This window comes from Microcystis aeruginosa FD4 (assembly GCF_009792235.1).
Taxonomy (GTDB): Bacteria; Cyanobacteriota; Cyanobacteriia; order Cyanobacteriales; family Microcystaceae; genus Microcystis; species Microcystis viridis.
The window spans coordinates 452,868-478,391 of the sequence record NZ_CP046973.1; the positions used below are offsets into that span (position 1 = coordinate 452,868).

Consider the following 25,524-nt stretch of genomic DNA (forward strand, 5'->3'; position numbering starts at 1 on the left):
GTGAAAATGGGTGTGGGGTGTAGGGTGTGGGGTGTGGGGTGTGGGGAAGTGGGGAAGTGGGGAAGTGGGGAGAATAAATAAAAACTGTCTCCTGTCTCCTGACTCCTGTCTCCTGACTCCTGTCTCCTGACTCCTGTCTCCTGACTCGGAGAATACTGATAACCGACTCAGTTTTTCATAGTTGCCGCACCCTTGCCAATACCAGAATAAATCAAACCCCGTTGAGCATCGAGACTAATGATCACCCCTTCGCGGATAATTTTCGTGGCATCTTTAACCCCGACAATAACAGGAATACCCAATTTTAAACCGATAGTAGCGGCGTGATTGTTCATGGCGGTATCTTCGGTGATAATGCCGCCCGCTTTCCGCATCATATCCACATATTCGGCGCTGGTGGTGGGAACGACTAAAATCTCCCCATTACTAAAACTACCCACTTCTCGGGCATTATGGGCCACTCGCGCCCGGCCACTAGCCACACCCTGGCCGATACCCGTACCTTTGCCCAAAAGGGATTTTACCACTTCCACCTTAATTAAATCCGTGGAACCGGCCACCCCTTGCAGAGTTCCCGCCGTCATCACTACTAAATCACCATCCGCTAGGAGGTTATTTTCCTGGGCAAGATTCATCGCCACTTGAAAAGTTTGGCTAGTGGAGGGTAAATCGAGCAATAACATCGGTTTTACGCCCCAAACTAGCTGTAACTGCTGTGCCACTTCGCGATGGGGAGTAACGGCTAAAATCGGGGTTTTGGGGCGAAATCTGGAGACATTACGGGCAGTAGAGCCGGTTTTTGTCAGGGTAATAATTGCCGCTGCCCCCAATTGTTCGGCAATTTGACTGACTGCCGAGGAAATAGCGTTAGGAATCGATTGTTTATTGTTAGAGCGAGCAGCACTGTTGATCTGTTCCCGTTCGATCCTTTCAGCAATGCGCGCCATTGTTGCCACCGCTTCGATGGGATAATGGCCCACAGCCGTTTCATTGGAAAGCATGACCGCATCAGTGCCATCTAAAATCGCATTAGCCACGTCAGAAACCTCGGCGCGGGTGGGACGAGGATTACTGGCCATACTGTCAAGCATTTGAGTGGCGGTGATAATCGGGATGCCTAGCTGATTAGCGGTGTTAATCAGGCGTTTTTGCAGGATTGGCACGTCTTCGGCGGGTAATTCTACTCCTAAATCTCCCCTAGCCACCATAACACCATCACAGAGGGATAAAATTTCTTCCATTTCCTCGATCGCTTCGTGTTTTTCAATTTTAGCGATTACGGGGATAGATTTACCCGCACTGGCGATTAATTCTTTAATTTCGAGGATATCTTGGGGATTACGCACAAAACTAAGGGCGATCCAATCCACATCCCACAGCAGTCCGAACATTAAATCTTTTTTGTCCTTATCGGTTAAAGCTTTTACCGACAGATAGACGTTGGGAAAATTTACCCCTTTATTGCTGGATAAGACACCCCCAACCACTACGCGACAAGACAGGTCTCCTTTCAGGCGATCCACTGATTCCACCCGCATTTCGACTTTACCATCATCGAGGAGAATTCTGGAACCTTCCGGGACTTCTTGGGCCAGAGAGGGATAGCTAATGGAACTTATTTCCTGATTACATTCCACATCCCTAGAAGTAAGGATAAAGGGTTCCCCCGGTTTTAGGGTGATCGACCCACAGGCAAATTTACCTAAACGAATTTTTGGTCCCTGTAGATCCTGAAGGATACCAATGGGTTGATTGAGTTCAAAGGCTAACTGACGGATTAAGTTAATGCTGTGACGATGGTAATCGTGATCGCCATGGGAAAAGTTTAATCTAAATGTCGTCGCCCCCGCCTTGATCATCTGACGTAATGTTTCCTTATTTTGCGAGGCTGGGCCAATCGTGGCCACAATTTTAGTGCGACGGGGGAAAGACAGAGAGTGCATAGATAAGCAACTAAATAGGCGAACTAAATATAGCAGCGTTTGGTACGCTCCGATCATCTTCTCATCGGAAATTTTGGGTCTGAAACCCCGCCGTTCTAGGTTGGCTTTACGTTAGAATTAAAAGGCCAGTCTCGAAAACCAAGTGGACGGTGCAGCACCTTGAAAACTCGGCTTAGGGGGTTCCGACCAGAAAAGCTTGGCCGGGTAAAAAGTCGCGCGCAACAAGTACAAGAAGCGTTTAGCTGGAAACGTACCGTGGGACACACGGAATCGGGCTTCTGAAATGGGGCGAAAGTCTGTGGACTCTGTGTAAGACAGTACATGGTTTTTTAACTGTGGTATGCGACGGTGGTGGAAGCAGAAACTTAAATCGTGAGGTTTAGGAATCGCCGCACTTTTAGGGCGGCGAGGATGTCAAAAATGGTTATACCCAGTGAAAAGTTAAATGTAAAAAAACGGTGAGATCTACAAATCCCACCGTTCTTATCGAGTCCGTCAACTTAGCTTAGAAACGGAAAGTTGTGCGGATGACACCGACAAAAATGGTGTCGTTATTACGGTTATTAGCATTGAAGATCGCATAAGCACCGGGGGTAATCAAGATGTTTTTGGTGACGGGGAACTTATACTGAGCTTCTACCATGTAGGAAGTGCCATCTTCCTTGTCGGAACGGGGTACTTGACCACCACCGAAAGAAAGGGCTGCACCTTCGGCAAAGAGGTCGAGGACAGAAAGATTAAGGTTCCAAGACCAGATGCTAGTGTTATCATCTCCGATCGCAGCATTAACTCCCGTGGCCGAGGCATTGGCATAACCACCCCATGCCCCTATATTTAAGACTCCTGGGATAACTTGGGCGCTACCCTGTAAACCAAAACGGTCAGCTACAGTGCCGACGTTACCGAAGGGACGCTCCGTCAGAGGGCTGCTGACGTTACCGAATAAACCAGAACTCATACTATCCGCAGTTTGATAACTGCGAACATAGACGAAGTTAATATCGGCAAATTTGATGAAGGAGAAACCAACCTGAGCACCAGCACTGTAGGAACCGTTAAATAAACCGCTACCAGGGTTAGGATTGCTGGCTCCATTAGTGCCACCACTAGCTAGGTAGGTTCCTGTGACTTGGAAAACATCCCCGATATTAAATCTGACCGCCGCACCAACACCATCGGGACCGCGGAAGACGATGTTATTGTAGCGTTGACCGCGAGATAAAGCACCTGTACCACCATCGGCGAGGAAGGGGTTAGCAGTGATGAAAACGTCATCTAGGTTTAACTCGTTAGCACCAACCCAAACGGTGATTTTACCGAAGGGAGTATCGATGGGAGCGCGGTAGAACAAGTCATCGATGGTGACATCGTTGTCCCGGCCATTATCGTATGCTAGACGGGTCATGTTGGTTCTCGTCGGACCGTTTTGGTTGAAGGTATTGTTAAAGTTACCTGCTTGTAAACGGGTTCTTAACAAATCTTTACCGGTGAAACTGGTTTCAAAGTTGAGACGAACCCGATTATTAAATACTGTTTGAGTTTCATCTTGATTGCTGCCCTCAGTCACCGTACCGTCGGTATTGGTAACGGAAGCTTGACCACCCCAGCTATCGGCGATACTGAAGATTACCTCACCTCTGAGTTTGGTGGTGGTGGAAAATTGATTGTTTTCCAAGAAAGCAACGCGCTGTTCAAGGTTGTCCACTCTAGCACCTAAAGCCGCTAGTTCGGTCTCAAATTCAGCGACAAGACGTTTTAATTTATCGATATCTTCCCTGAGTACACCGACACCATCTTGAATTAAACGTTCCATGACGTTTAAACAAGCGTTTAAACCTGCGGCAAATTCCCAACGGGTGGTAGCGCGATCACCGCGGAAGGTACGGTCGGGAAAACCAACGATACAACCGTAACGTTCCACAAGGCTTCTTAATGCCTCGTAGGCCCAAGCGGTGGGGGATACGTCCCGCAGTTGGTTAACGCTAGTCACCTGGGACATGGAACCCTGATAAACACCCGTATTAATCTGCTGACTACTTTGGGCGCGTTGAATGCGATCAAGTTGTTGTTGCGCAGCCGGATCAATTTTAAGTTGCGGTGTCCCCGGCATAGTCTGAGCCCCTGCGCTGCCAGCAGCCGCCACGGAAGCACCTAATACTAAAGGAGTTACCTTGACTAAATTCTTGAATAGTTTTGACATGGGTCAATCCTCACACCTTATTTTATGGATTGAATGGACTATTAATACAAACAGACTATATGTTTAGCCTGAATTATACTCACATTCTATGCGAATTCCCTCTTGCCTAGGTTAAGTTAATTTTATGATATGACAGAAAAATTTCTGTCTGATCTTATTAAGGTTAGGACTTACGCACTTGACAAATTAACTATGATGTGCATCAAGGAAAATCGGTCGTTTCAGACTTTTGGCGATTAACTTCCCAACGATAGCGATCGCTCAAAAATCATCAACAAATCAGGTTAAAATGCCCGAAACCCGCATATCACATTTAGTCAATCCTGTCAATAGGCAAAACCTAAAGAATTTATTAAAATCTCAGCCTTTTCAGTTATCAGTGATCAGTTATCAGTGATCAGATGTGAGTTTTCAGTTCACGAGGGACGAATCTAAGACCTAATTAGTTAAGCTAAAAGCTTTGATGTGCTTAGTTTCTAACCTTCTTTTTGGGTAGAAGAATTGTCAGATTCTGTCTTTTGCCTCTTGCCTGTGGCCTCTTGCCTTCAGTAGCTGATTACTGTTGACTGATCACTGATAAAATCTCCCCACTCCCCTAACAATAGTTGTGTGAACGAGGGTGGTTAATATATTGCTAGACTTTGGGGTTAGAATATAGCTCGATGCCTAGAGTTAAAAACAGCAAGATTGCTTGTGAAAGCTGACGGCTATAGAGAAAGACTCGATTCTTAAATTTAAGCACCGAGAAGGGAGATAAAGATGGTCAATTTTGGGCTGAATTCGGCCAGTATCTTGGGAATTTTTCTGGCAGTGGCCGGAGCCGGGTTATACTTCCTGCGCTCGGTGCGGCCGGAACTTTCTAGGGATCATGATATATTTTTTGCCGCCGTCGGGTTACTGTGCGGTTTAATTCTACTTTTTCAAGGGTGGCGACTGGATCCGATTTTGCAATTCGGACAATTTTTGCTGACTGGGGCAGCGGTGTTTTTTGCCTTCGAGACGGTAAAATTGCGGGGTTTAACCACGGAACAGGCCCGCCGCGGCACGTCTTTTGTGGATGAACGTCCTGTGAGTCGGGAATATCGGGCCGAATTAGAACCCCTCGACACCTACGAACCAGAGGAACGTTACGAAGATAATCCCCGTTTACGCGGTTACGATGATCCCCGCTCTTCCCGTACTTCTAGTTATCAGGACGAGGAACCCCGCAGCACCCGCACCCGTCGGCCGGCCGATACTAGCAGTCGCAAAACCAGTAATCGTCGTCCCCGCAATAGTTCCCCCACTAGCGATCGAGATGTTTATGATCAGCGCCGTAGCGGTGATGATTGGGAAGAAACCAGTCCCCGTCCCCGTCCTCGTCCCGCTAGTGAAGAGACGAGCAGTAAACCGCCCCGCACTAGCCAAAAACGTCGTCCTCGCCCAATAATTGCCGACGATCCGCCATTTAAAGGGGAATACGTCGATTATCAACCGATCGAGCCTAGCGATACGAGCGATCGAGAAGATTGGGAGAGACCGGATAATAGTGAACGGGAGTCGAGTAATGATCATCCGACTAGGTTTGATTATTAAGGGGTAGGTCCGATGACCAAAGCTCCCTTTTTACTGTTTTTCTGCTTGTTTTTAGGGGTTATAGGCGGTTGTAATCTCAATAACCCCGGTTTATCTACAGGAACCCTAAACAGTCGCTATAATGACGAAAAACCTGCCCTCAGTGGTGATGGTCGTTGGATTGCTTTCCTGTCTAACCGTCGCGGTAGTAATCAGATGCTGCTGTATGATTTGCAGACAAAACAATACCAGACCCTAGGGGGATTATACACGGGTCAAGAAATTACCGATAGCCCCAGTTTAAGCCAAACGGGGCGTTATCTGGCTTATGTGGTGATTATTGAAGGTCGTCCCGTCATCGCTTTATATGACCGCATTACCGATCGTTCTGAGTTATTGAGTCAAAATTATCGCGGTTGGTTGCGAAATCCCCGTCTTAGTCCCGATGGTCGTTATCTTGTCTTTGAGTCCGCTCGTCGGGGACAATGGGATGTGGAGGTTCTCGATCGCGGTCCGAATATCGAGTTAGATCTTCCCGATGGCAGTCCCGTTGAAAGTCCCAAACCGTGAAACGTTATTTTTTTATTAGTCTTGTTGCTGTAATTAGTTTGTTAACTGGATGTGCGGGTTATCCCAGTTTATTGTCTTTTACTTTCGATCGAGGGGGGAGAAGTTTAAACAGTGCTGCTAGTGAATTAACTCCCTATCTTGCCTCTCGATATATAGTTTTTGCTTCCGATCGCAATGGCTCCCAAGCTATCTATCTTTTTGATGCCATCGATCGCCGTTTATTGCCTTTACCCGGACTAAATTCTCTCGATCAGATCGCTTCTAGTCCTTCCATTAGCGAAGATGGTCGTTATATCGTTTTTACTGCTAGTCGTCAGGGAAAAACGGCTATTTATCTATACGATCGACAAACTCAACAGAGAAGGGAAATTGCTCCCGATCTCCTCGCAGAAGTACGCAATCCGATCATCAGTGCCGATGGTTCTAAAGTGGCTTTTGAAGCGGCCAAAAATGGGCAATGGGATCTTATGATTTACGATCTATCCGGACGGGTATTAGTCAATGAAAATCAGTGATTATTAGACCTCTTGTAAAAATCAAAAATTGTTGTTAGGGTTAGGAGTCCGTAGCCAGTAGTCAGTAGTCAGGAGAATTAAGAATGAATAATAATCAATTAAATGGTCTATTTAAGGATTTTATACAATTTAATCCTTATTTTTGCCGTTTTTGAAACCTCAAAAATTATCTTAAACCCATAGCTTGTAGTCGATGTTCTAGAAACTGTTTTCCCTGTTTTTCCCCGTCAGCAATCAGACGCTGGATATTGGCAGGAGAGCGATCGAGTTTACTTTCATAGTTGAGACTATTGGCTAATTCCGCCGACATTTCGATCATGGGAATATGGTAATTCTGATCGGGATCTTCCGGGAAAGATTTAGGAATTTTAAATGGTTCTTTTAATTCGATCTCGCGCAAGAATTCTTCTTTAAAGGCTCCTTTGAGAAATAATTGATTGAAAAACTCAATCTGATCGAGACCTTGAAATAGGGAAACATTGCCTTCTAATTCATTACGGCGATCAGCAATATCATCGGATTGCACGGGAATCTTATCTCTAGAGGTGGGATTAATTTTAATTACCCAAATTTCATCGGGAATATTTTCGACTCCGACAAATTCACGGCGAATTAAAGAACGGATGGGGGGATTATCAGAAAATAGTCCATCCCAGTAGGCCATAGTTTCAATAGTGACAGCAGGAAAAATGTTAGGAACACAAGCAGAAGCTAGGATATGTTCAATTTTAACTGCTTCCTGGCGCGAGTTAAATTTACTTAATTTTCCTGTCAGGACATTACAGGCCCCCATTAATAAAATTGGTGGTTCTGGTTTTGGTCCCCAAGTGGCTAATTCCGAGAAGTCAATATGCGCTCTTAGTAACTGATCAAAGTTGGTAAAGCGACTGCGTAAACCATAGGTAGCTAGGGAAAATAAGGTTTTAGTAATCGGAGAGGAAGGACTGAGATTATACTGGGGAATTAATCCTTTGCTGGCTAATTCTATGCTTTTAATAGCTGAGTCATTAAATAGTTGTTCTTGGGGAGTTTTAGCGCTATTATCTTCCCAAAAATCAATCATTCTTTTCCAAACGACGCTATCACCTTTTTCGAGAGCATACCAGATGAAAAAGGCACAGATAGCACCGCCAGAAGTACCACTGAGACTGACAATATTAAAGTAATTTTGCACTTTATTGTCAAATAATGCTTTTAATGCACCAGCAGTAAAAGCAGTTTGACTGCCACCCCCCTGACAAGCGATCGCGATTTTGGCTTTCATAAATATCCTTTGAATGGCTTCTATCTAAGTCCTAGACTTTTAATTTAAGGTTAACTGAAAACCTAGAATCGGACCCAAAAATATAGAAATTTTTCTGATTTTCACAGAGCTGCTCGGTAGATTTTGCCATCACTTCTAGAAAAGGAGCGAGTTTTCAGGGAATTTTCTAGGTAATCAGCCGGCGAATCGGGAAGTAATTAGCGGCAAGCGCAAGCCATCAGACTTGGGTGCATCTCATTGACAAGGCGGACAATAAAGCACCTGTATCATTGTCCTTGGCATATTCCTCAAAGGTAACAGTTAAAAAACTGTCAATTTCTTCTGGATGTTCGCGGTAGTATTCTTCTTCAACTTGGTCAAATGTTCTGTATTTACCCATGACTTAGATGCTCCTTCCCATAAGCTTGCGCCGCTTCAATATCCTGTGTTTGGCTGCTTTTGTCGCCGCACAACAAAAGCACAATGTTGTCACCCTCTTCCACGAAATACACACGGTAGCCTGATCCGAAGAACCTTCGTAATTCTGAAAGTTCTTATAGATAATCATAAAAAGGTGCGTTACACTTTGTTAACGCACCCTACAAGAGCTAACATTAATGTAGATGTAAACTTTGAGGAAGGCTTGAGCAAAGGGTAAAATCTTGGCTACAATAAACCTATTAAGCGTGATTCCTATTAAGTAAAAGCAATGACACAATCATCTTCTCCTAAAACGGTACGGCGAGGACGGGTTTTCCCAGAGAAACAACTTTCTCCTGAAGAGAAAGCCAGAATTAAAGCTGAAGACGCAGTGTTTTATAAGCGTTGTCGAGAAGTATTTGAGCGAGTCCAACCAGAATTGATTAAAGATCATTATGATTGGTTTATTATTATTGAGCCTGACAGTGGGGAATATTTTATCGATGAAGATAAAAAGGTAGCGATGGCAAAATCCCGTTCTCAACATCCAGGGAAAAAGTGTATTATCATGCGAATTAATGAAACAGGAACCTGTGGAACAATATGATTCAAGGGGAATTTAATAGTCGAGGAGAGTTGTTTTTTGAAGTTGGCTTGCTGTCTGCTGATGGGGAAATTATTCTCGTCATGGCACTGTTAGATACAGGGTTTACGGGATGGTTAGCGATTGATAGTCAAGATGCGGATAGTTTAGGATGGGTGTGTGATAATGAGCCACAGGATATGCAAACTGCACAGGGAGAAGCGCGATTTAATTTATATGAGGGAACAGTGGTTATTGAAGGGGAAGAGTTTACGGTTGAGGTGTTAGGAGGAAATGAATTAGTGAATGTTCTTTTAGGGGTTTTGTGGTTACGAACAAAGCGTTTGGTTGTTGATTTTCCAAGGGGAGTGTTAACTTTAGGATAAATTTTTGTGGAGAAATGATATAATAGCATTATATCCGGGAGCATCGGGAGTATTTCAGGTAAAATAAGCTAGGAAAAACTATAAATATTGACACGGAAATTTGGCAAACAATTGCGGCAATGCCAGAATCTCTCAAACAAGAACTTCTCCATTATACTAAGTATTTGATGGTCAACTACTCGCAAGATATTCCCCCAGAGCAGCCTCCTGTAGAAAAACGTCGTTCAGGCATCTTAAAAATAACATTTGTTCTACCATTGCCTGATGATTTTGAGGAGCCTTTAGAAGATTTTAAGGAATATATGTAATGAGTGATTATCGCTATTTAGGCTTCTTTTAATTGGCGAAATCTCTGGCGTGCAGGAGAAGGATTACTTTTTTGCTCTTCTCGTTGTTGACGGCAAAACTCTAGCCAGTCAGCCAAGTAAGCATTATATTGTGGTTGGCTGCTTTTGTCGCCGCACAACAAAAGCACAATGTTGAAAAGGTGCGTTACACTTTGTTAACGCACCCTATAAGATCAGGCGATCGCACTACAAGAGTTACAAATGTCGCGATTGCACTATTGCGGAGTCGGATAAGCATCGTAAAGAATCCACCGATAATTAGCTATATTCTTTAGCAAACTCAGCTTCCGCCTTGATCTGACTTTCAGCAATAGCATCGACAATCTCTTGATTCCATTTACTGTTCTGAAAGATTACGTTAGTTCCTGATGCAGTCTTATAGCTCAAATAAGCCATTACTGGTTTACCCTCATCCAATATGGAGGTTAGATGCAGATGTGGTATCTTGTTTTTTTGAGGATAGAAAAATCCTGGTGGAAACATAGGATCTTCTTCCCATTCTCTTTGGGTAAAGTCTTTAGGATTGATCTCTTTCATTTTTCCCTCTTTTTGACTGAGTATTTGAACTAATATTGGTGGTTCTGAGTTTCAATTACAAGAACAGCGATCACGCTGAATTTGTCTTGATTATCCTTTATGAGGGTAAGACAAATATAATATTCTGTTGTGTGCCACCAGACGGTCCATATCGAAGTGCGATTTTGCGTGGGACGCTGCGATCAACAAACGCCAGATTACCGGGAGGAATCGTATATGAACCAGGGATTTCAATGTCATAAATTGATAGCGGTTCCTGACTTCCTACGCCGATCTGATCAAAACGAAAGTCAAGGACTTGGGCTTCGCCTACATTCAGTGATTGGACTTTTTTCCCTTGACGAAGGAAAGTAATTCTCAAGTCTAAACAGTTGGTGGTCGGAATCTTTTGCAAATCAACAGCCATATCAAGATACTCTAATCCTTTTAATTCAGTAGGTTGGACTTTGGACATTGGACAAAATATGAATTTCTGTATTCTGTCCTTACACTCTTAAGACGATCTCACATCCCCATTTGTGAATTTTTCGAGTTAGCACCCATTTTTTTCTCCCTCGACTCACCCCATGAAACCCCCTTCAAAGCCAACAGTATGAACTTTGGCTCAATAGCTATTTCAGAGAAATAGATGGCTAGGACTGGACAAATTGTAACCTATCGTTTAAGGTATATGACCAAGATGTCATACCAGAATTAAACACAACTTGTGTTGGGCTACTTACGACACTTCCACTTTCTATTACGACATCTTCTGATATTTCTTGTACGAAAGACCGTCTATTGTCCACTGGCAACACAGATCCTATTGGATAGTCGGTAACTGTAAGATAATAAATCGTGTCTGTATTGAATTCATACATAGAATTTGGTACTCCCTGGGATGCCAATATTGGTTTTTGATCCATATACACTGCAACACTCATATTTAATGATTGTTTTACTGTAAAACTTGTGTCTGTAATTATTCGCATAACCCCGCTGCTAAGTTTAGCATTACAATATGGTGAACCGGTAGTGGCAGAAAAACTTTGACTTACATAGGTTATTGAAAGCTCATTGTGGCCATTTGCATCGTTTGGGGTGACTGATGCTTTGAAGTTATTTTGATATATCACACCTGTATTGAGAGGATATAATGTACTACCATAACCCAGTTGCCATGTTATATCCCATTGGAAGGTATAACTGCCTTCATTACTAATTGTTTGACCTAACCAAACAAGAGGAATGCCGGTGCTTGGACTATTAACTTGGAATACAGCAACATTTTGGACTGCTCCGCTTTGGTTGTTTATTGTTAATGAATATGTCACAGCACCTCCTCAGAGTAGGACTTTATTGAGAAAAGTATCTTTTTCAATTTGCACCCATTAAGCTAGCCTACCATTGAAATAGCAGACTAGCTTGACAGTATGAACTTTGGCCCAATAGCTATTTCAGAGAAACAGATGGCTAGGACGGGACAAACTCTAACTCAGCGTTTAAGGTATATGACAAAGATGTCACACCAGGATCAAACACAAATTGTGTCGGGCTACTTACGAACTCTTCCGAGATAGCCACGCTTTGCTTCGCTGAAGTCGTACAAAGCCAATACGTTGGATGAGTCTGGAACAGAAACTTTCCATTTGGTTGACCTTGAACCGCAAATGCAGGAAGAGAATTCATGTACACTGCGATACTCATCAAGCTTGCCTGCTTAACTGTAAATGTTGTATCAGTCGTGACCAACATATCACCTAATGCAACCTGGGGATTGGGATAGGCCAAAGGACTAGTTGAAAATTCGCTGCCAGTATAAGTAATCCCCATCGAGTTATTACCCCCCGTTGTAGTGGGATCCATATTTTGCAGTGGTCCCCCTGATGTCCACTGAACGTTTGGCGCGAGAGGCTGTGAAGTCGTTCCCCAGTTTAAAGCCCAATTGAATCGACCAGGTAAAAGTAGTGTCGTTACCATCAGGAACGGATTTGGTAAACCATACAAGTGGTAAACCGGTTACTAAATCAGGATATTGTTGATACACTGCTATATTTTGCTGTGCGCCACTTTTGTTGGTTACTTTGAGTGAATATGTTGACATGGCTTGTTCCTCATTTTGGATTTAAGTTAATCTGAGTCTGTGGTAAGACAATTTGAGAAGTTGATCGGCTCTCTTGATATAAGGCGAGCAAGTTACAATTTCTGCTTTTGTCTCTACACCCTTAAGACGATCCCACGCCCCCATTTGTGAATTTTTTGAGTTAGCACCGATTTTTCTCCCTCGACTCACTCTATCAAACCCACTTCAAAGCCTAAAACCCTCTTGCCATCTAACTTGTAGCCGTTTCCGCATCCCTAGCAAGACAGCGAAGCCATTAAAAAAGCGATCGCCTGCTCTTGTAGTGCGATCGCTTAGATTTGCTCTAAAATGGTTAATGGGTGACGAATGCCGCAAATAAAATTGTCTTAAGAATTTATTGAGCAAATGTAGATTGAGGTCTTCCTGGAGCAGTACATTTTAATGTTACTTTGAACGGCAGATTTTTATAAGGGGGTTGAGGATCATCATAATCTCCCGTGATCACATATTCATGATTTTGTTGCGGTATTGGCTTGATAACAGCAAAAACTCCACAAGTAATTTGGGTAATCTGACCGGTAGCATTGACAACAGCAGTACCAATTCCATGTCCATTTAGGAATGAGTCTCCATAAGGATCTAGAACGTTTACATCTTTAATCGCAGGCATAATAAATTTCTCCTGAATTGTTGACTTTCACCCTTAAGACGATCCCACACCCCCATTTGTGAATTTTTTTCTCCCTCGACTCACCCCCTCAAACCCCCTTTAAAGCCTAAAACTCTCTTGCCATCTAACTTGTAGCCGTTTCCGCATCCCTATTCAGACGCTCGTTCAAGGTAGAATCGGACAAATACCCGCTCCTGTTTTCATGTCTGACTCCATCCAACAAGAAGCTCGCCCTTCTTCTTCAGCCTGGGTATAGAATGATTTCGATGACCTTCTGTTGTCATCATCACTATTTAAAAAAGCATAATTCTCATGACACAACCAATTTATGAAGGAACTTGGGAAGAAATTGCCTCAATTGCTTCTGAATTAACAGGGCGAAGAGTAAGGCTAACTGTACTCGATCTCATCTCAGATGAACAAAAGACACCGCCTAGTGACTCCTTAGCTGAAGTCCTTAAGGGAAAAGTGGGTATCATTGAAGAGGCTTCCCCAGACCTTTCTACCCAAACAGGAGAAAAATTTGCTAAGTTAATACTGGAAAAACTGCTTTAAGGCGATCGCTCAACAGGAATATAGGTTTTGCTCATGGGGTTTGAGAGTCCTTAAGCTTCAAAAATGCCCTAGCTTTCGCCATTCTGACAATATGCTCTAAATATTGATAATGTTGCCATAGCTGTTCCTCGTCGGGAGTCAAATCCCCTGTGCGATTTTTCTCTAGGAGCATAGATAATTGAGCTTGTAAGGTTTTGGAGGGACGTAAGGCAATAATAGCTTCAGGATTGGGAAGACTTGCCAAAAATTCCAAAACTTCAGCCATTCCCGAAAAACCTTCTTGAGCAATAGCCTTAAATTCTCGCAACCCTAACCCTAGGATTTGCGGTAGCTTATCTTCAAAGGGTTGAAGCTGAGTGACAACTTCATCAGGTAGCTCGAAGGTAACTTGCATGGGCTTTCTGGCTGGTGTTATTTGGGCGTTTAATCCATTCTAGTCCTTCAATTAGAAAAAGAGGCCATCTGATCAAGCAAATATTGGCTCGTCAACTGTATAAGTACACGAGGGAAAATCAAGAACCCATTGCTTTGACAAATCATGGGGAAACGATTGGTTATTATATTCCCGCTCAATCTCAATCTCAGAAAAAAGATCTAGAGTCTTTACGCCAAGCTGTCACTAAACTCAGTAATATGCTGGCTGAAAAAGGACTTACTGAAGATGATATTGCCACGGATTTTCAGGAGTTGAGAAAACAGAGCAATTGATGATATAGCGGTTCTCGCATCTGTGCGGCACAGTTAAACCTTTGCTGATTAAACTGTTCAGGATCGGGAATGTACCTCTTGTGAATCAGAAACGCTATAAAAAAAACGAAAATCACAATGGCAATTGTGGTGCAACAACGGGGGGATTGCCCCTACTAAATGTCCACTAGAGATATTCGCCCAATTGTCGCTGTAATGCCTCTCGCGCCTGTTGGATGCGCTTGCGAACATTGCTATTAGAAATAGCCAGCTTTTCGGCAATTTCTGGATAGGACATCTCTTGATAAAAACGTAGGACAAATGGTTCTCGCAGCCTGGATGGGAGAAGCTCAATAGCTTGGCGGATCTGTTCTTCCATTTCTTCTTGAAGCATCAGAGAATCAGGAGTTTGCCAGCTTAACATTGAAGTTGAATTTTCATTTTCTGAGACAGTTTCAATATCTTCCACATTGCTGACTTGGCGCTGGCGTTCTCGATGAATATCTACACAAAGATTGTGAGTCATGCGAGTCAGCCAAGCTTTAGGATTAGTAATTTTCTCAGCATGAATTGGCATTTTTTCATAAGCTTTGATAATGGCTCGACTCAGGGCTTCTTCTCCATCTTTGCAGTTGCCTCCCATCCAAGTTATACAACGGAAATAAAGGTAGTCTTGATGTGGCAACCAAAGAGACCAAAAAGCTTTCTGTTCTCCTCGACTTAGTCTTTTTAACAAATTAGTTTCTTCTCTTACAAATTGATTATTTTTCTGATAATTTTTGTTGATTTTATTGAGAGTTGCCAGCATATTTCTATTCCCTCCAGGAAAGTGGTAATTAACTTGAGTTCGGGTTAAGCAGATTAGCGTTTTCGTTGAAGCTGTCTATCGACCGATGGCTGAAGTTCTTGGCATTCCTAACAGGTATCTATCCACGTTTCTTATCTCATTTTTCGCTCTACACCCTTAAGACAATCTCAAAAATCCATTTCTGAATTTTTCGAGTTAGCCATAATGCTATAAGCAAAACGTCTTGTCTTTGGGGTTAAAAGTGATTGCTTTCATCACCTTTGATACCAGAATAAGTTTTATTTTTTCTGATGGCAATCTCTAAAACTAATACTTTTCTAATAGGTTTTTTCGAGCAGAATATTAACTTTTATCGGAAATTATATTAGATTTATATTAACTTTCAAGCGTCACTTTATGGTATAATGCCCTAAACCTTTAAGTAGAACAAATGAATTAATCCGACAGATTTAAGAGATTAAACCCGATTTACCTTAACTAGAATGAGTAAAACTCTTTTATATGCTGATTTGTTGCGATTTCAGGGATTTATTGCTGGATTTATTCAAGGAAAGTCTAAAAAACGCCCGCTTTTCTCAGAAAATCAAGAGATGCGATCGCTTTCAAAGATGAAACCAGATGCTATTTAATCGTAATCTCCAAAAATATCTTACTCTCTCAGATGTAGCATCTTTGAAGTATTACTAAGCATGGATGTTAGATCAGTTAGGCAAAAACTCTACAGATGGTGTTACTACAAAACTTGTACCGCTACAGATAGGGTATTTTTTTGAGCGGGTCTAATTTTTCCTGTAATATTAGATTTATATTAACTTTAAAGGGTCACTTTATGGTATAATCACCTAATTTGTGAGTAGAACTAATGAATTAATCGGGCGGCTAAAATCCTCAAAACCCCTTTATCCTCTAACTTGTAGCGGTTTCAGGGGATGAAAAGAAAGCTTTAAAAAGCGATCGCACTACAAAAGCAGGCGAATCAGGTGATAATTTTGGTCCCATAGAACGAGATTGCGCTGAAGGCAGACGAGGGAGTATCCTAGTGAGCAAGAGTTTAAGAGCAGAGAAATGTTAGCCAGTTACATCGACAAAGCAATGGAATCTGCCACCTACGAAATCAATGTTACAAAAGGTTAATTTGGTAAGTATGCTTCGTAAATAATTACCAATCTAAAATCTAAAATTACATCAGGAGGTCAGAAAATGCTGACAGTCATGCGCCGTTACTTTACTTTAGAAGAATATCATCGCCTGGGGGACTTAGGATTTTTTGGAGAAGAAGAACGGGTGGAATTAATTCGAGGAGAAATTATACAAATGCCTACTAAAAAGCCACCTCACTCAGTTTGTAATACACTTTTAGTTCAGCAATTAATTTTACTATTGGGTAAACAAGCGATTGTCCGAGGACAGGAACCAATTATTTTACCTGGGGATAGTGAGCCTCAGCCTGATGTTGCTATTGTCCGCAATCAAGAGGACAATTATCTATCTTCCCATCCCCATCCTGAAGATATTTTATTGCTTATAGAAGTTGCAGATTCTACCTTGAAGTATGACCAAGAAACTAAACTCCGTTTGTATGCTGAAGCTGGTATTTTAGACTATTGGATAGTCAATCTTGTCAATAACCAGCTAGAAACTTACAACCAACCCTATCAGGAACATGACGGACAGTTTAATTATCGCCTGAAACGAATTTATTTGCCAAATGAATCTGTTAAACTTCCCGGTTTTTCTGAACTGTCACTCGCGCTGTCTTCTATCCTATAAGGGAGAAGCACGGTCTAATCTATATGAGGCAACTTTTTTCGGCAATAATATGGTCAATTTCATGGGGCGCAAAGGTAGCCACATCAGGAATCAGACAATATTCACAACACCCCTTGGCTCGTTCATAAACCTGTCTTCGTAGCTCAACAGGAATATAGGTTTTGCTCATGGGGTTTGAGAGTCCTTAAGCTTCAAAAATGCCCTAGCTTTTGCCATTCTGACAATATGCTCTAAATATTGATAGTGTTGCCATAGCTGTTCCTCGTCGGGAGTCAAATCCCCTGTAGGATTTTTCTCTAGGAGCATAGATAATTGAGCTTGTAAGGTTTTGGAGGGACGTAAGGCAATAATAGCTTCAGGATTGGGAAGACTTGCCAAAAATTCCAAAACTTCAGCCATTCCCGAAAACCCTTCTTGAGCAATAGCCTTAAATTCTCGCAACCCTAACCCTAGGATTTGCGGTAGCTTATCTTCAAAGGATTGAAGCTGGGTGACAACTTCATCAGGTAGCTCGAAGGTAACTTGCATGGGCTTTCTGGCTGGTGTTATTTGGGCGTTTAATCCATTCTAGTCCTTCAATTAGAAAAAGAGGCCATCTGATCAAGCAAATATTGGCTCGTCAACTGTATAAGTACACGAGGGAAAATCAAGAACCCATTGCTTTGACAAATCATGGGGAAACGATTGGTTATTATATTCCCGCTCAATCTCAATCTCAGAAAAAAGATTTAGAGTCCTTACGCCAAGCTGTCACTAAACTCAGTAATATGCTGGCTGAAACAGGACTTACTGAAGATGATATTGCCACGGATTTTCAGGAGTTGAGAAAACAGAGCAATTGATGATAAAAAAACGAAAATCACAATGGCAATTGTGGGGCAACCACGGGGGGATTGCCCCTACTAAATGTCCACTAGAGATATTCGCCCAATTGTCGCTGTAATGCCTCTCGCGCCTGTTGGATGCGCTTGCGAACATTGCTATTAGAAATAGCCAGCTTTTCGGCAATTTCTGGATAGGACATCTCTTGATAAAAACGTAGGACAAATGGTTCTCGCAGCCTGGATGGGAGAAGCTCAATAGCTTGGCGGATCTGTTCTTCCATTTCTTCTTGAAGCATCAGAGAATCAGGAGTTTGCCAGCTTAACATTGAAGTTGAATTTTCATTTTCTGAGACAGTTTCAATATCTTCCACATTGCTGACTTGGCGCTGGCGTTCTCGATGAATATCTACACAAAGATTGTGAGTCATGCGAGTCAGCCAAGCTTTAGGATTAGTAATTTTCTCAGCATGAATTGGCATTTTTTCATAAGCTTTGATAATGGCTCGACTCAGGGCTTCTTCTCCATCTTTGCAGTTGCCTCCCATCCAAGTTATACAACGGAAGTAGAGGTAGTCTTGATGTGGCAACCAAAGAGACCAAAAAGCTTTCTGTTCTCCTCGACTTAGTCTTTTTAACAAATTAGTTTCTTCTCTTACAAATTGATTATTTTTCTGATAATTTTTGTTGATTTTATTGAGAGTTGCCAGCATATTTCTATTCCCTCCAGGAAAGTGGCAATTAACTTGAGTTCGGGTTAAGCAGATTAGCGTTTTCGTTGAAGCTGTCTATCGACCGATGGCTGAAGTTCTTGGCATTCCTAACAGGTATCTACCCACGTTTCTTATCCCACTTTCCGCACAGGGTAAGCGCATCTTAACAATCCTTGACAAAATGAACTTTGTCTGGGTTGCCTACCCACGATTCAGACATATTTGAGGGTCGAGTTCGTAACTATTCTGATTGACTGGTATCACTGAACTTTTTTTACATTTGTACTTAAAAAACTAAAAACCTTGCTTTGCAAGGTTTTTAGGTATCAGTTTATTTGTTCTGTGTCCATGGCAGGTCTTGACTGGAGCCAGCGATCGCTGGATAATGAAAGCATAGGTGGGATTACTCAAAACACTCTCCAGTTAAGCTTCAGAGTCGATTGTAGCCAGTAATGGCTAGTCGATCAATCGCCAAGACGACCTTGGGGTAAGGTTTCATTACTTTTCTTGGGGGGAAGTCCAAGTATCACTTGAAATGCCCATGCGGATCACAAAATTGGCCCATTGTCAATAGCGTTTGAGAGGCGCTCACCCTGATTGTTGGTATTTCTGCAAATGTGAGATGCACCTATCAGTCTGGGGCTAGATCCAGGCGATAATAACTAGAAAAATGGAAAAACTGATAACTAATAACTGATAGATTAAATCACCGTCCCGTCGGGAATAGTGGCATTTTTGAAAATAACCACGATACCGCTGCGAACATAGAAACCTAAATCTTCGCGATTAGCTTCTTCCACACGATCTTTGTTAACAATTAAAACATTGGAACCAATGCGAGCATTTTTGTCCACAATTGCCCGACGAATAGTGGAACCAGGGCCGATACCCATGGGAACTTTGCCATCTCGGACGAGACTTTCCCGTTCGGGGAAAGACTCATAAAAGTCCGATCCCATCAGCATTGTATCCTCGATCGAGCAGTCTTTGCCGACTCGACTACGAATACCTAAAATCGAGTGATGAATGCGACATTCTTTGAGAATACAGCCTTCAGAAATCATCGATTCTGTCACCGTACAATTGAGCATTTTTGTTGGTGGCAGATAGCGAGAACGGGTATAGATGGGGGCTTTTTCGTCGTAGAAACTAAAGGCGGGATTTGGTTGTTGGGTCAAGGCGAGATTAGACTCATAAAAGGCTTCAATCGTGCCGATATCTTCCCAGTAACCTTTAAATAAATAAGCCTGAAGATTGTAGTCTTTAGCGGCCGAGGGAATAATTTCCTTGCCGAAATCGGTCTGTTCTTTATTGGCATCGAGCAGATCGATTAAAACATTCTTTTTAAAGACATAAATTCCCATGGAAGCGATGTAGGGACTTTGACGGGCTTGGTCAGGACTTAAGCCTAAAATCGTCGTATCTACCCGCATTCTTTCCAATTCTGCCCCTTTGGGTTTCTCATAAAAATCGACAATTCGCCCCGAATCATTAATTTTCATCACCCCAAAAGCGGAGGCGCGACGTTCATCTATGGGAACCACCGATAAAGTGATATCGGCGTTGGTTTCTCGATGGCGTTCGATGAACTTGCTGTAGTCCATGCGATAGAGATGATCTCCGGAGAGAATTAGGTATTCATCGATATCCCAATCCTTCATCGTCCAGATATATTGTCGTACTGCGTCGGCCGTGCCTTGGAACCATTGAGGATTTTCCATGGTTTGTTGAGCGGCCAAAACTTCCACGAAACCATCACTAAAACCCGTAAAATTATAGGTACGATTGAGGTGACGATTGAGGGAAGCGGAATTAAATTGCGTCAACACATAGATTTTGTCAATCTGGGAGTTAATACAATTGCTGACGGGAATATCGATTAAGCGGTATTTTCCCGCTAGGGGGACGGCAGGTTTTGCCCGCAGTTTTGTTAACGGATAAAGGCGAGTTCCGGCCCCGCCACCCAAGATAATAGCTAATACTTTTTTCACGCGCGTAACCCTCGCGATTGGCTGTTTCCTTCTCAAAGTAAGTGTAGGATGATAGCGCACCTTATTGATAGAGGGGAAACAAAAATCTAGATCTAAAAGTCATTAAGGGGGGATTGATCGGAGTCTTTGCGGATAAATTCGCTAAAATCATGAATTTCTGGGCTAAATCATTAATATTCACCTTTTTTCTCCCTTTACCGTACCTAATGCCCGCCACGGTGACTGGCGATCGCTGTTCTTGGTTAGCTCAAGGTTCCGATGTACAGACTTTCGGTAAACAGGGCCAAAGCGGAAAAGCTGGCAAGGTCGGCAGCCAAGGCAAAAATAGTGACAGTTTAACCCTTTTTCTCGATGGTTCTCCCCTAAAACTCGATATTTCAGGACAAAAAGGGGTCGATGGTGAAAATGGCAGCAACGGCAGCGATGGCAACTGTAGCGGTCAACCTAGCAATGTAACACGAAATCTCCAGGCGGCCGGTGGTGGCAACGGTGGCAATGGGGGTGATGGGGGTGATGGGGGCAATGGGGGCGCTTTAACCCTCTATGCCACTAATTTAGATTTTCTCCGACAAGTAACGGTCAATGCGGCCGGAGGCGCTGGCGGTTTTGGGGGTCAGGGAGGCCAAGGAGGTAAAGGTTGTCGCTGTTCCCAACCTTTTTGGACAATTCAAACCTGCAGCGGTAGGCCAGGTGATGCCAATTATAGCTGTACCACCAGAGAATTTAGCTGTCAGGATGGTCTCGATGGGGCGACGGGTAATAGTGGTCGTAACGGTCGCGGGGGACGTTTAGGACAGTTAACTTTAATTCAAATCGATCGCCCTTTAACTGCCGATCAACCGAGCGCAACTATTGCCCTTTCGGAGTTAAAAGAACGGGGTTATATTCTATCTAAAAATACTTGGGAAACTCGCACCGGGGCAATGTCTTTATTTTCCCCCGGTTCCCTGATCGATGATCAATATCGGATTTTAGTAGATCGATCGGAACGTTCTTTTATTTTAATTTGGAATGCGCCCCAAGAGTTTAACCGGTTTGCTAATCAGCGTTTTACTTTAACCCTTGATGATCAAAAGGAAATGAAGGTAACTGTCCCCAGTGAGCTTTGGATTGAGGGAACCACTCAAAAACGCAATAATGTTACGGAATTTGTCGTTTATAATGCTGTTTTTGAACGAGATGTCACCCAATTAGAAGCAAAAGGTATTGCAGGAAATGGTACTAATTTAAGGCTTTTTCTTGAAGATAAAGCTTCCCAATCGAATTTAATTGGCACTAAATTTAAAGTACGTTATCGGGTCACTCGTTGGCAAGCAGACGACCTACAAACCAGTCCGAGAACAGATTTTGTCACTCGCTATGAAGGAGATATGCCTGCTAATTTGGTCCGACAGGACGGCAATCAATTTATTCTAGATATCGGTCAATTACCCTTACCCGTGGAATCTTTGCGATCGGGTACGGGGATAGAAATTGAGTTACTTGCTACTCGTTCTTTTGCCGGTTATTCCAAAGAACAAAAAATCGTCATCCGCGACACGATTAAAGGAGCAAATATCCCACGGAGGTAAGTTAAAAAAGCTCCCTTCTCCTTTCTCCGGTGCAGTCTTAACGAGTAATTTAGATAGTCAACTTACCAAAAAGCTTTAAAATATCTTGAGAGGAAGACCGGTTCTTCTCTGGGGAAACCCAGAGAATGTCCCGATCAGCGATCGATGGCTACCCTCAAGGAGAAAATCAAGGGGAAGATGGGCAGTATTTTAAGTGTGGCGCCGATGATGGATTATACCGATCGCCATTTTCGCTATTTTTGGCGACAAATTAGCCGTCGTCCCCTTCTCTACACGGAAATGATCACGACGATGGCGATTCAACACGGCGATCGCTATAAGTTGCTGGGGTTCTCCCTAGCAGAAAAACCTCTAGCTTTGCAGTTAGGGGGTGATAATCCCTATCTTTTAGCAGAATGCGCTAAAATAGCCGAAGATATGGGTTATGATGAGGTAAATCTCAATGTGGGTTGTCCTAGTTCTCGGGTAAAAGAGGGCAATTTCGGCGCTTGTTTGATGGCTAACCCGGAATTAGTCGCGAGGGGTATATCGGCAATGAATCAAGCTGTATCGATTCCCGTGACTGTAAAACAGAGAATTGGCATTGATCATCAGGATAGTTACGAAAATATGGCGAATTTTGTCGGTATTGTCGCGGATGCGGGTTGTCAACGTTTTACCATCCATGCGCGCAAAGCTTGGTTACAGGGATTAAGTCCCAAGGAAAATCGCACCGTCCCCCCCCTACGTTACGATGATGTTTATCGCCTAAAAAATCAGTTTCCCCATTTGTTTATTGAAATTAATGGCGGTATCATTAATTTAGAACAGGCTAGACAACATTTACAATTCGTAGATGCAGTCATGATCGGTCGGGCAGCCTACGATAATCCCTATTTATTTGCCACAGTTGATCGAGATTTTTATGGGGAATCGGTTACTCCTCCTACCCGGGAAGAAGTAATCAAAAAAATGCTTCCCTACATCGATGAATGGGTGAGTAAAGGTTATAAATTACACCAGATCAGCAAACATCTTTTACAGCTTTTTGCCGGTCAGCCCGGAACTAAGGCATGGAAGCGTTATATTAGTGAAAATAGCCATTTTCCTGGGGCCGATTCTGGGGTAATCTGGCAAGCTTTACAGCAGGTAAATTCCCTAAATGATCTGGCTAATTCCCATTGATTTATTTTCTTTTCTATGATTACCCAATCCTCAATTACTGCCAAGGTAAAAAATTCAGCTATGGCGGATTTTGTTTATCAACCTCCCCCGGCAGCTATCACAGCTAAACGTATTTTAATTAAACCTAATTTAGGTTATCCTGTGCCACCACCAGTAACGGTTAGTCTGCCGGTATTAAGTCAAGTTTTGCGGGGATTGAGAGGGGTAAATCCAGGGGCAGAAATTATCTTGGTAGAGGGAGTTTGTTCTGCTATTTCTTTGAGAGAGATTATCGATATTTTGGGGGTAAAATCTATTCTCGATCCCGGAATAACCATTCTTGATGCTGATAGTTTACCCCAGCAAGAATATCCAAATCTTTCCCCTTTTCCTGTCCGTTTTCCCTCGATGTTTGCCCCTAAAATTATCGAAGAAGTGGATTGTCGGATCACGATTGGAACCTTAAAACGCACCCATTTAAAGGATAAACCCCTGATTTCTGCTTCTTTAAAAAATCTCTATGGACTCTTTCCCCGTAGTCATTATAAAGCCCGTAGTCCCAACTCGCGAGGGCAATTACATCGCCCCGACCTAACGCTAATTTTACAGGATGTCTATTTTTGTATCGGTCATCTTTTTGATGGGGCAGTGGTGGACGCTAATCTTAAATATTTTAGTAGTAATTGGCGACCGGATCGAGGAAAATCTATTCCCCTCGGTCAGGTGTTTTGGGGTGATGATATGATTAGCGTGGATCGCAGTGCTTGTCTGTTAGGTGATGAACCAATGCCGAGTTATTTAGAGGCGATCGATTCCCTTCGTTCTCAACTTTTAAACGGAACCAAAATAGACAAACACTTGTATTAAATAAGAGCGGGCTTATTATTTCTACTGCCTTCATTTCCATGGATTAATAAGCACCTTTGCCAAAAAGAACAATTCGCAGGGTTTCCACTAGAATATCTAGGTCTAAATTCAAAGACCAATTATCGATGTAATACAAATCCAAGCGGGCCGCATCGTTAAAATCATCGATATCCGAGCGCCCAGAAATCTGCCATAGTCCCGTAATTCCGGGTAAAACTTGATGACGGATATGATGCCATTGGGCGAATTTTTCCACATCTCGCAGGGGTAAAGGTCGCGGACCGACTAAACTCATTTGACCTAATAAAACATTAAATAATTGCGGCAATTCATCGAGGCTAGTTTTTCTGAGGAAATGACCACCTTTAATAATGCGCGGATCGTTTTTAAGTTTAAATAAAACTCCATCCTGATTTTCGTTAGCGGCTTCTAATTGCTCTTGCAGTTGATCGGCATTGACTACCATAGTGCGAAACTTCCACATAAAAAAGGGTTTTCCCTGTAAACCCACCCTCTCCTGTCGGAAAAAGACCGGTCCGGGAGAAGAAAATTTTATTAATAGAGCAATAACAATAAATAGAGGTGATAGAAGAATCACACCCAAAAAAGCCCCGATCAAATCGATCATTCTTTTGCTCCGATAATCCCATCCTAAAAGTAAAGGGGCCCGGACGCGCAAAGTCGGTAAACCGGCGACGATTTCCGGTTGACCGCGACGATAGAGAATTTCGCGACTGGAGGGGAGAAGACGCAGGGTAATCCTCGATCGCCGCAATTGCCAGTATAATTTTGACGCTAGGTCTGTATTGGGAATATCATCGGCCAATACTTCCACCGCACCGGAATCGGCGATCGCTTTTAGGGTAATGGGTGAGTTAGCGTCGTTAGCCAAGGCTGCCCCAACCACGGAGTAATGATAGCGTTTTTCTAAGAGCGAGGCTAATTTATCAATTCTAGCGGCGGGAGCAATAATAAAAACCGCTAATTTGCTATTTTTTGGCTGTATTTGTCGGACAATTAGGGTAGTGATCAGACGAAATCCGAAGACGAGAATAACACTAAAAAACCAAGCGCTGAAAAAAAGCGATCGAGGGGGATCTAATTTCGGATCGTAAAAATAACCGACAACTAGAGAAGATAGGTAAACAATGCTAATTAATTGACCGGTTTTTAGATAATCTTGGCTTTTTGGGGAAGAACTATACAAACCATTTTGGGCGAACAAAAATACGATCGCCCCAGCAAAAATCCAGAATAAACTAGGTAATCCCAACCAATTCCACCAGACTAATCCAGAAGGGATGGGGGAGAAAAATTGATTAAAATAACGAGCGCCAAACCAAGCCGCCGCTAGAGCCAAAATATCCCCCAAAATTAGCACAGATAAACCTTGCCATTGGGGACGAGTGCGACGAAACCAGTGGATTCTCTGGGGTGAGCGAATATCGGATAGCCACTGACGGGGGAGACGGTGCATGGGAGGAGCAAGCGGCGGCGATGTAGCGTTTGGCATTCTCAAAGATTAACCCATTGTCGGTTAACGCAACTACTCTTTAGGTTGCCCAAAA

At 42.9% G+C, this 25,524-nt stretch carries 31 protein-coding genes; 14 read left to right on the forward strand and 17 right to left on the reverse strand.

Annotation, left to right across the window (positions count from 1 at the left end):
- Positions 1–167: 167 nt before the first annotated feature.
- Complete coding sequence (gene pyk / locus GQR42_RS02270) at positions 168–1,943, reverse strand: pyruvate kinase (protein WP_158202339.1); 1,776 nt, start codon at positions 1,941–1,943, stop codon at positions 168–170.
- Between the two features lie 505 nt (positions 1,944–2,448).
- Complete coding sequence (locus GQR42_RS02275) at positions 2,449–4,143, reverse strand: iron uptake porin (RefSeq protein WP_158198742.1); 1,695 nt, start codon at positions 4,141–4,143, stop codon at positions 2,449–2,451.
- A 759-nt stretch (positions 4,144–4,902) separates the two neighbouring features.
- On the opposite strand from GQR42_RS02275, the gene GQR42_RS02280 reads away from it, so the two are divergent.
- The 3 genes from GQR42_RS02280 to GQR42_RS02290 are packed head-to-tail and all read left to right on the forward strand — an operon-like array spanning position 4,903 to position 6,782.
- Positions 4,903–5,718 (forward strand): Ycf66 family protein, encoded by an 816-nt coding sequence (locus tag GQR42_RS02280; protein ID WP_158198743.1) that lies wholly within the window; start codon positions 4,903–4,905, stop codon positions 5,716–5,718.
- 12 nt (positions 5,719–5,730) lie between these two features.
- On the forward strand, positions 5,731–6,267 hold the full coding sequence (locus GQR42_RS02285; protein ID WP_158198744.1) for a TolB family protein: 537 nt from the start codon (positions 5,731–5,733) through the stop codon (positions 6,265–6,267).
- Entirely contained in the window at positions 6,264–6,782 is a 519-nt protein-coding gene (locus tag GQR42_RS02290) for a TolB family protein (protein WP_158198745.1), read from the forward strand. The genes GQR42_RS02285 and GQR42_RS02290 overlap by 4 nt, the downstream gene beginning before the upstream one ends.
- 166 nt (positions 6,783–6,948) lie before the next feature.
- On the opposite strand, the gene GQR42_RS02295 is transcribed toward GQR42_RS02290, so the two are convergent.
- Both GQR42_RS02295 and GQR42_RS02300 read right to left on the reverse strand, forming a co-directional pair.
- The gene (locus GQR42_RS02295) at positions 6,949–8,046 is read right to left on the reverse strand and encodes a patatin-like phospholipase family protein (RefSeq protein WP_158198746.1); all 1,098 of its coding nucleotides are present in this window, start codon (positions 8,044–8,046) and stop codon (positions 6,949–6,951) included.
- A gap of 217 nt (positions 8,047–8,263) precedes the next feature.
- Positions 8,264–8,425: a hypothetical protein gene (locus GQR42_RS02300; protein WP_158198747.1), complete on the reverse strand. Its 162-nt coding sequence runs from the start codon at positions 8,423–8,425 to the stop codon at positions 8,264–8,266.
- Positions 8,426–8,734: 309 nt separating this feature from the next.
- On the opposite strand from GQR42_RS02300, the gene GQR42_RS02305 reads away from it, so the two are divergent.
- The 3 genes from GQR42_RS02305 (at position 8,735) to vapB (ending at position 9,722) form a co-directional block, all read left to right on the forward strand.
- A complete protein-coding gene (locus tag GQR42_RS02305; protein ID WP_158198748.1) occupies positions 8,735–9,052 on the forward strand; it encodes a hypothetical protein in 318 nt (105 codons plus the stop codon).
- The gene (locus GQR42_RS02310; protein ID WP_158198749.1) at positions 9,049–9,414 is read left to right on the forward strand and encodes an aspartyl protease; all 366 of its coding nucleotides are present in this window, start codon (positions 9,049–9,051) and stop codon (positions 9,412–9,414) included. Before GQR42_RS02305 ends, GQR42_RS02310 begins: the two co-directional genes overlap by 4 nt.
- A gap of 98 nt (positions 9,415–9,512) precedes the next feature.
- Positions 9,513–9,722, forward strand: coding sequence for a type II toxin-antitoxin system VapB family antitoxin (gene vapB / locus GQR42_RS02315; RefSeq protein ID WP_257792658.1), 210 nt, complete (start codon positions 9,513–9,515; stop codon positions 9,720–9,722).
- A 297-nt stretch (positions 9,723–10,019) separates the two neighbouring features.
- Here vapB and GQR42_RS02320 read toward each other — a convergent pair whose 3' ends face one another.
- From GQR42_RS02320 to GQR42_RS02340, 6 genes are all read right to left on the reverse strand, one after another.
- A complete protein-coding gene (locus tag GQR42_RS02320) occupies positions 10,020–10,298 on the reverse strand; it encodes a hypothetical protein (RefSeq protein ID WP_158198750.1) in 279 nt (92 codons plus the stop codon).
- A 97-nt stretch (positions 10,299–10,395) separates the two neighbouring features.
- Positions 10,396–10,752, reverse strand: a complete 357-nt coding sequence (locus GQR42_RS02325) for a hypothetical protein (RefSeq protein WP_158198751.1) — start codon at positions 10,750–10,752, stop codon at positions 10,396–10,398.
- Between the two features lie 178 nt (positions 10,753–10,930).
- Positions 10,931–11,611: a hypothetical protein gene (locus GQR42_RS02330; protein WP_158198752.1), complete on the reverse strand. Its 681-nt coding sequence runs from the start codon at positions 11,609–11,611 to the stop codon at positions 10,931–10,933.
- Positions 11,612–11,750: 139 nt separating this feature from the next.
- Positions 11,751–12,110 (reverse strand): hypothetical protein, encoded by a 360-nt coding sequence (locus tag GQR42_RS27380; protein ID WP_199273257.1) that lies wholly within the window; start codon positions 12,108–12,110, stop codon positions 11,751–11,753.
- 7 nt (positions 12,111–12,117) lie between these two features.
- Positions 12,118–12,381 carry a hypothetical protein gene (locus GQR42_RS27385; RefSeq protein WP_199273258.1) on the reverse strand — a complete coding sequence of 88 codons (264 nt, stop codon included), beginning with the start codon at positions 12,379–12,381 and terminating at the stop codon, positions 12,118–12,120.
- 373 nt (positions 12,382–12,754) lie between these two features.
- Positions 12,755–13,030 carry a hypothetical protein gene (locus tag GQR42_RS02340; RefSeq protein ID WP_158198753.1) on the reverse strand — a complete coding sequence of 92 codons (276 nt, stop codon included), beginning with the start codon at positions 13,028–13,030 and terminating at the stop codon, positions 12,755–12,757.
- A 312-nt stretch (positions 13,031–13,342) separates the two neighbouring features.
- On the opposite strand from GQR42_RS02340, the gene GQR42_RS02345 reads away from it, so the two are divergent.
- Positions 13,343–13,585: a hypothetical protein gene (locus GQR42_RS02345; protein WP_158198754.1), complete on the forward strand. Its 243-nt coding sequence runs from the start codon at positions 13,343–13,345 to the stop codon at positions 13,583–13,585.
- A 31-nt stretch (positions 13,586–13,616) separates the two neighbouring features.
- Here the strand turns inward: GQR42_RS02345 and GQR42_RS02350 are convergent, their stop codons facing one another.
- Complete coding sequence (locus GQR42_RS02350; protein WP_158198755.1) at positions 13,617–13,979, reverse strand: hypothetical protein; 363 nt, start codon at positions 13,977–13,979, stop codon at positions 13,617–13,619.
- Positions 13,980–13,993: 14 nt separating this feature from the next.
- Between GQR42_RS02350 and GQR42_RS02355 the strand changes: the two genes are divergently transcribed.
- Positions 13,994–14,293, forward strand: a complete 300-nt coding sequence (locus GQR42_RS02355) for a prevent-host-death family protein (RefSeq protein WP_233271233.1) — start codon at positions 13,994–13,996, stop codon at positions 14,291–14,293.
- Positions 14,294–14,459: 166 nt separating this feature from the next.
- Here the strand turns inward: GQR42_RS02355 and GQR42_RS02360 are convergent, their stop codons facing one another.
- Complete coding sequence (locus tag GQR42_RS02360; protein WP_158198756.1) at positions 14,460–15,080, reverse strand: RNA polymerase sigma factor; 621 nt, start codon at positions 15,078–15,080, stop codon at positions 14,460–14,462.
- 482 nt (positions 15,081–15,562) lie between these two features.
- Between GQR42_RS02360 and GQR42_RS02365 the strand changes: the two genes are divergently transcribed.
- Together GQR42_RS02365 and GQR42_RS02370 are read left to right on the forward strand one after the other, a co-directional pair.
- Complete coding sequence (locus GQR42_RS02365; RefSeq protein ID WP_158198757.1) at positions 15,563–15,709, forward strand: hypothetical protein; 147 nt, start codon at positions 15,563–15,565, stop codon at positions 15,707–15,709.
- A gap of 571 nt (positions 15,710–16,280) precedes the next feature.
- Positions 16,281–16,850, forward strand: a complete 570-nt coding sequence (locus tag GQR42_RS02370) for a Uma2 family endonuclease (RefSeq protein ID WP_158198758.1) — start codon at positions 16,281–16,283, stop codon at positions 16,848–16,850.
- 19 nt (positions 16,851–16,869) lie between these two features.
- On the opposite strand, the gene GQR42_RS02375 is transcribed toward GQR42_RS02370, so the two are convergent.
- Together GQR42_RS02375 and GQR42_RS02380 are read right to left on the reverse strand one after the other, a co-directional pair.
- Positions 16,870–17,019 carry an HNH endonuclease gene (locus GQR42_RS02375; protein WP_199273259.1) on the reverse strand — a complete coding sequence of 50 codons (150 nt, stop codon included), beginning with the start codon at positions 17,017–17,019 and terminating at the stop codon, positions 16,870–16,872.
- Complete coding sequence (locus GQR42_RS02380; protein ID WP_158198759.1) at positions 17,016–17,378, reverse strand: hypothetical protein; 363 nt, start codon at positions 17,376–17,378, stop codon at positions 17,016–17,018. The genes GQR42_RS02375 and GQR42_RS02380 overlap by 4 nt, the downstream gene beginning before the upstream one ends.
- Positions 17,379–17,392: 14 nt before the next feature.
- On the opposite strand from GQR42_RS02380, the gene GQR42_RS02385 reads away from it, so the two are divergent.
- Positions 17,393–17,692: a prevent-host-death family protein gene (locus GQR42_RS02385; RefSeq protein WP_233271234.1), complete on the forward strand. Its 300-nt coding sequence runs from the start codon at positions 17,393–17,395 to the stop codon at positions 17,690–17,692.
- 71 nt (positions 17,693–17,763) lie between these two features.
- Here GQR42_RS02385 and GQR42_RS02390 read toward each other — a convergent pair whose 3' ends face one another.
- Entirely contained in the window at positions 17,764–18,384 is a 621-nt protein-coding gene (locus GQR42_RS02390) for an RNA polymerase sigma factor (protein ID WP_158198756.1), read from the reverse strand.
- Between the two features lie 701 nt (positions 18,385–19,085).
- Entirely contained in the window at positions 19,086–20,375 is a 1,290-nt protein-coding gene (locus tag GQR42_RS02395; RefSeq protein ID WP_158198760.1) for a glucose-1-phosphate adenylyltransferase, read from the reverse strand.
- 206 nt (positions 20,376–20,581) lie between these two features.
- Here GQR42_RS02395 and GQR42_RS02400 point away from each other — a divergent pair, with 206 nt between their 5' ends.
- The 3 genes from GQR42_RS02400 to GQR42_RS02410 all read left to right on the forward strand — a co-directional run bounded on the left by GQR42_RS02400 (position 20,582) and on the right by GQR42_RS02410 (position 23,956).
- Entirely contained in the window at positions 20,582–21,946 is a 1,365-nt protein-coding gene (locus GQR42_RS02400; protein ID WP_158202343.1) for a collagen-like protein, read from the forward strand.
- 177 nt (positions 21,947–22,123) lie between these two features.
- Entirely contained in the window at positions 22,124–23,110 is a 987-nt protein-coding gene (dusA, locus tag GQR42_RS02405) for a tRNA dihydrouridine(20/20a) synthase DusA (RefSeq protein WP_158202344.1), read from the forward strand.
- A gap of 15 nt (positions 23,111–23,125) precedes the next feature.
- Entirely contained in the window at positions 23,126–23,956 is an 831-nt protein-coding gene (locus GQR42_RS02410) for a DUF362 domain-containing protein (RefSeq protein WP_158198761.1), read from the forward strand.
- 43 nt (positions 23,957–23,999) lie between these two features.
- Here GQR42_RS02410 and GQR42_RS02415 read toward each other — a convergent pair whose 3' ends face one another.
- A complete protein-coding gene (locus GQR42_RS02415) occupies positions 24,000–25,469 on the reverse strand; it encodes a sugar transferase (RefSeq protein ID WP_233271235.1) in 1,470 nt (489 codons plus the stop codon).
- Positions 25,470–25,524: the final 55 nt, after the last annotated feature.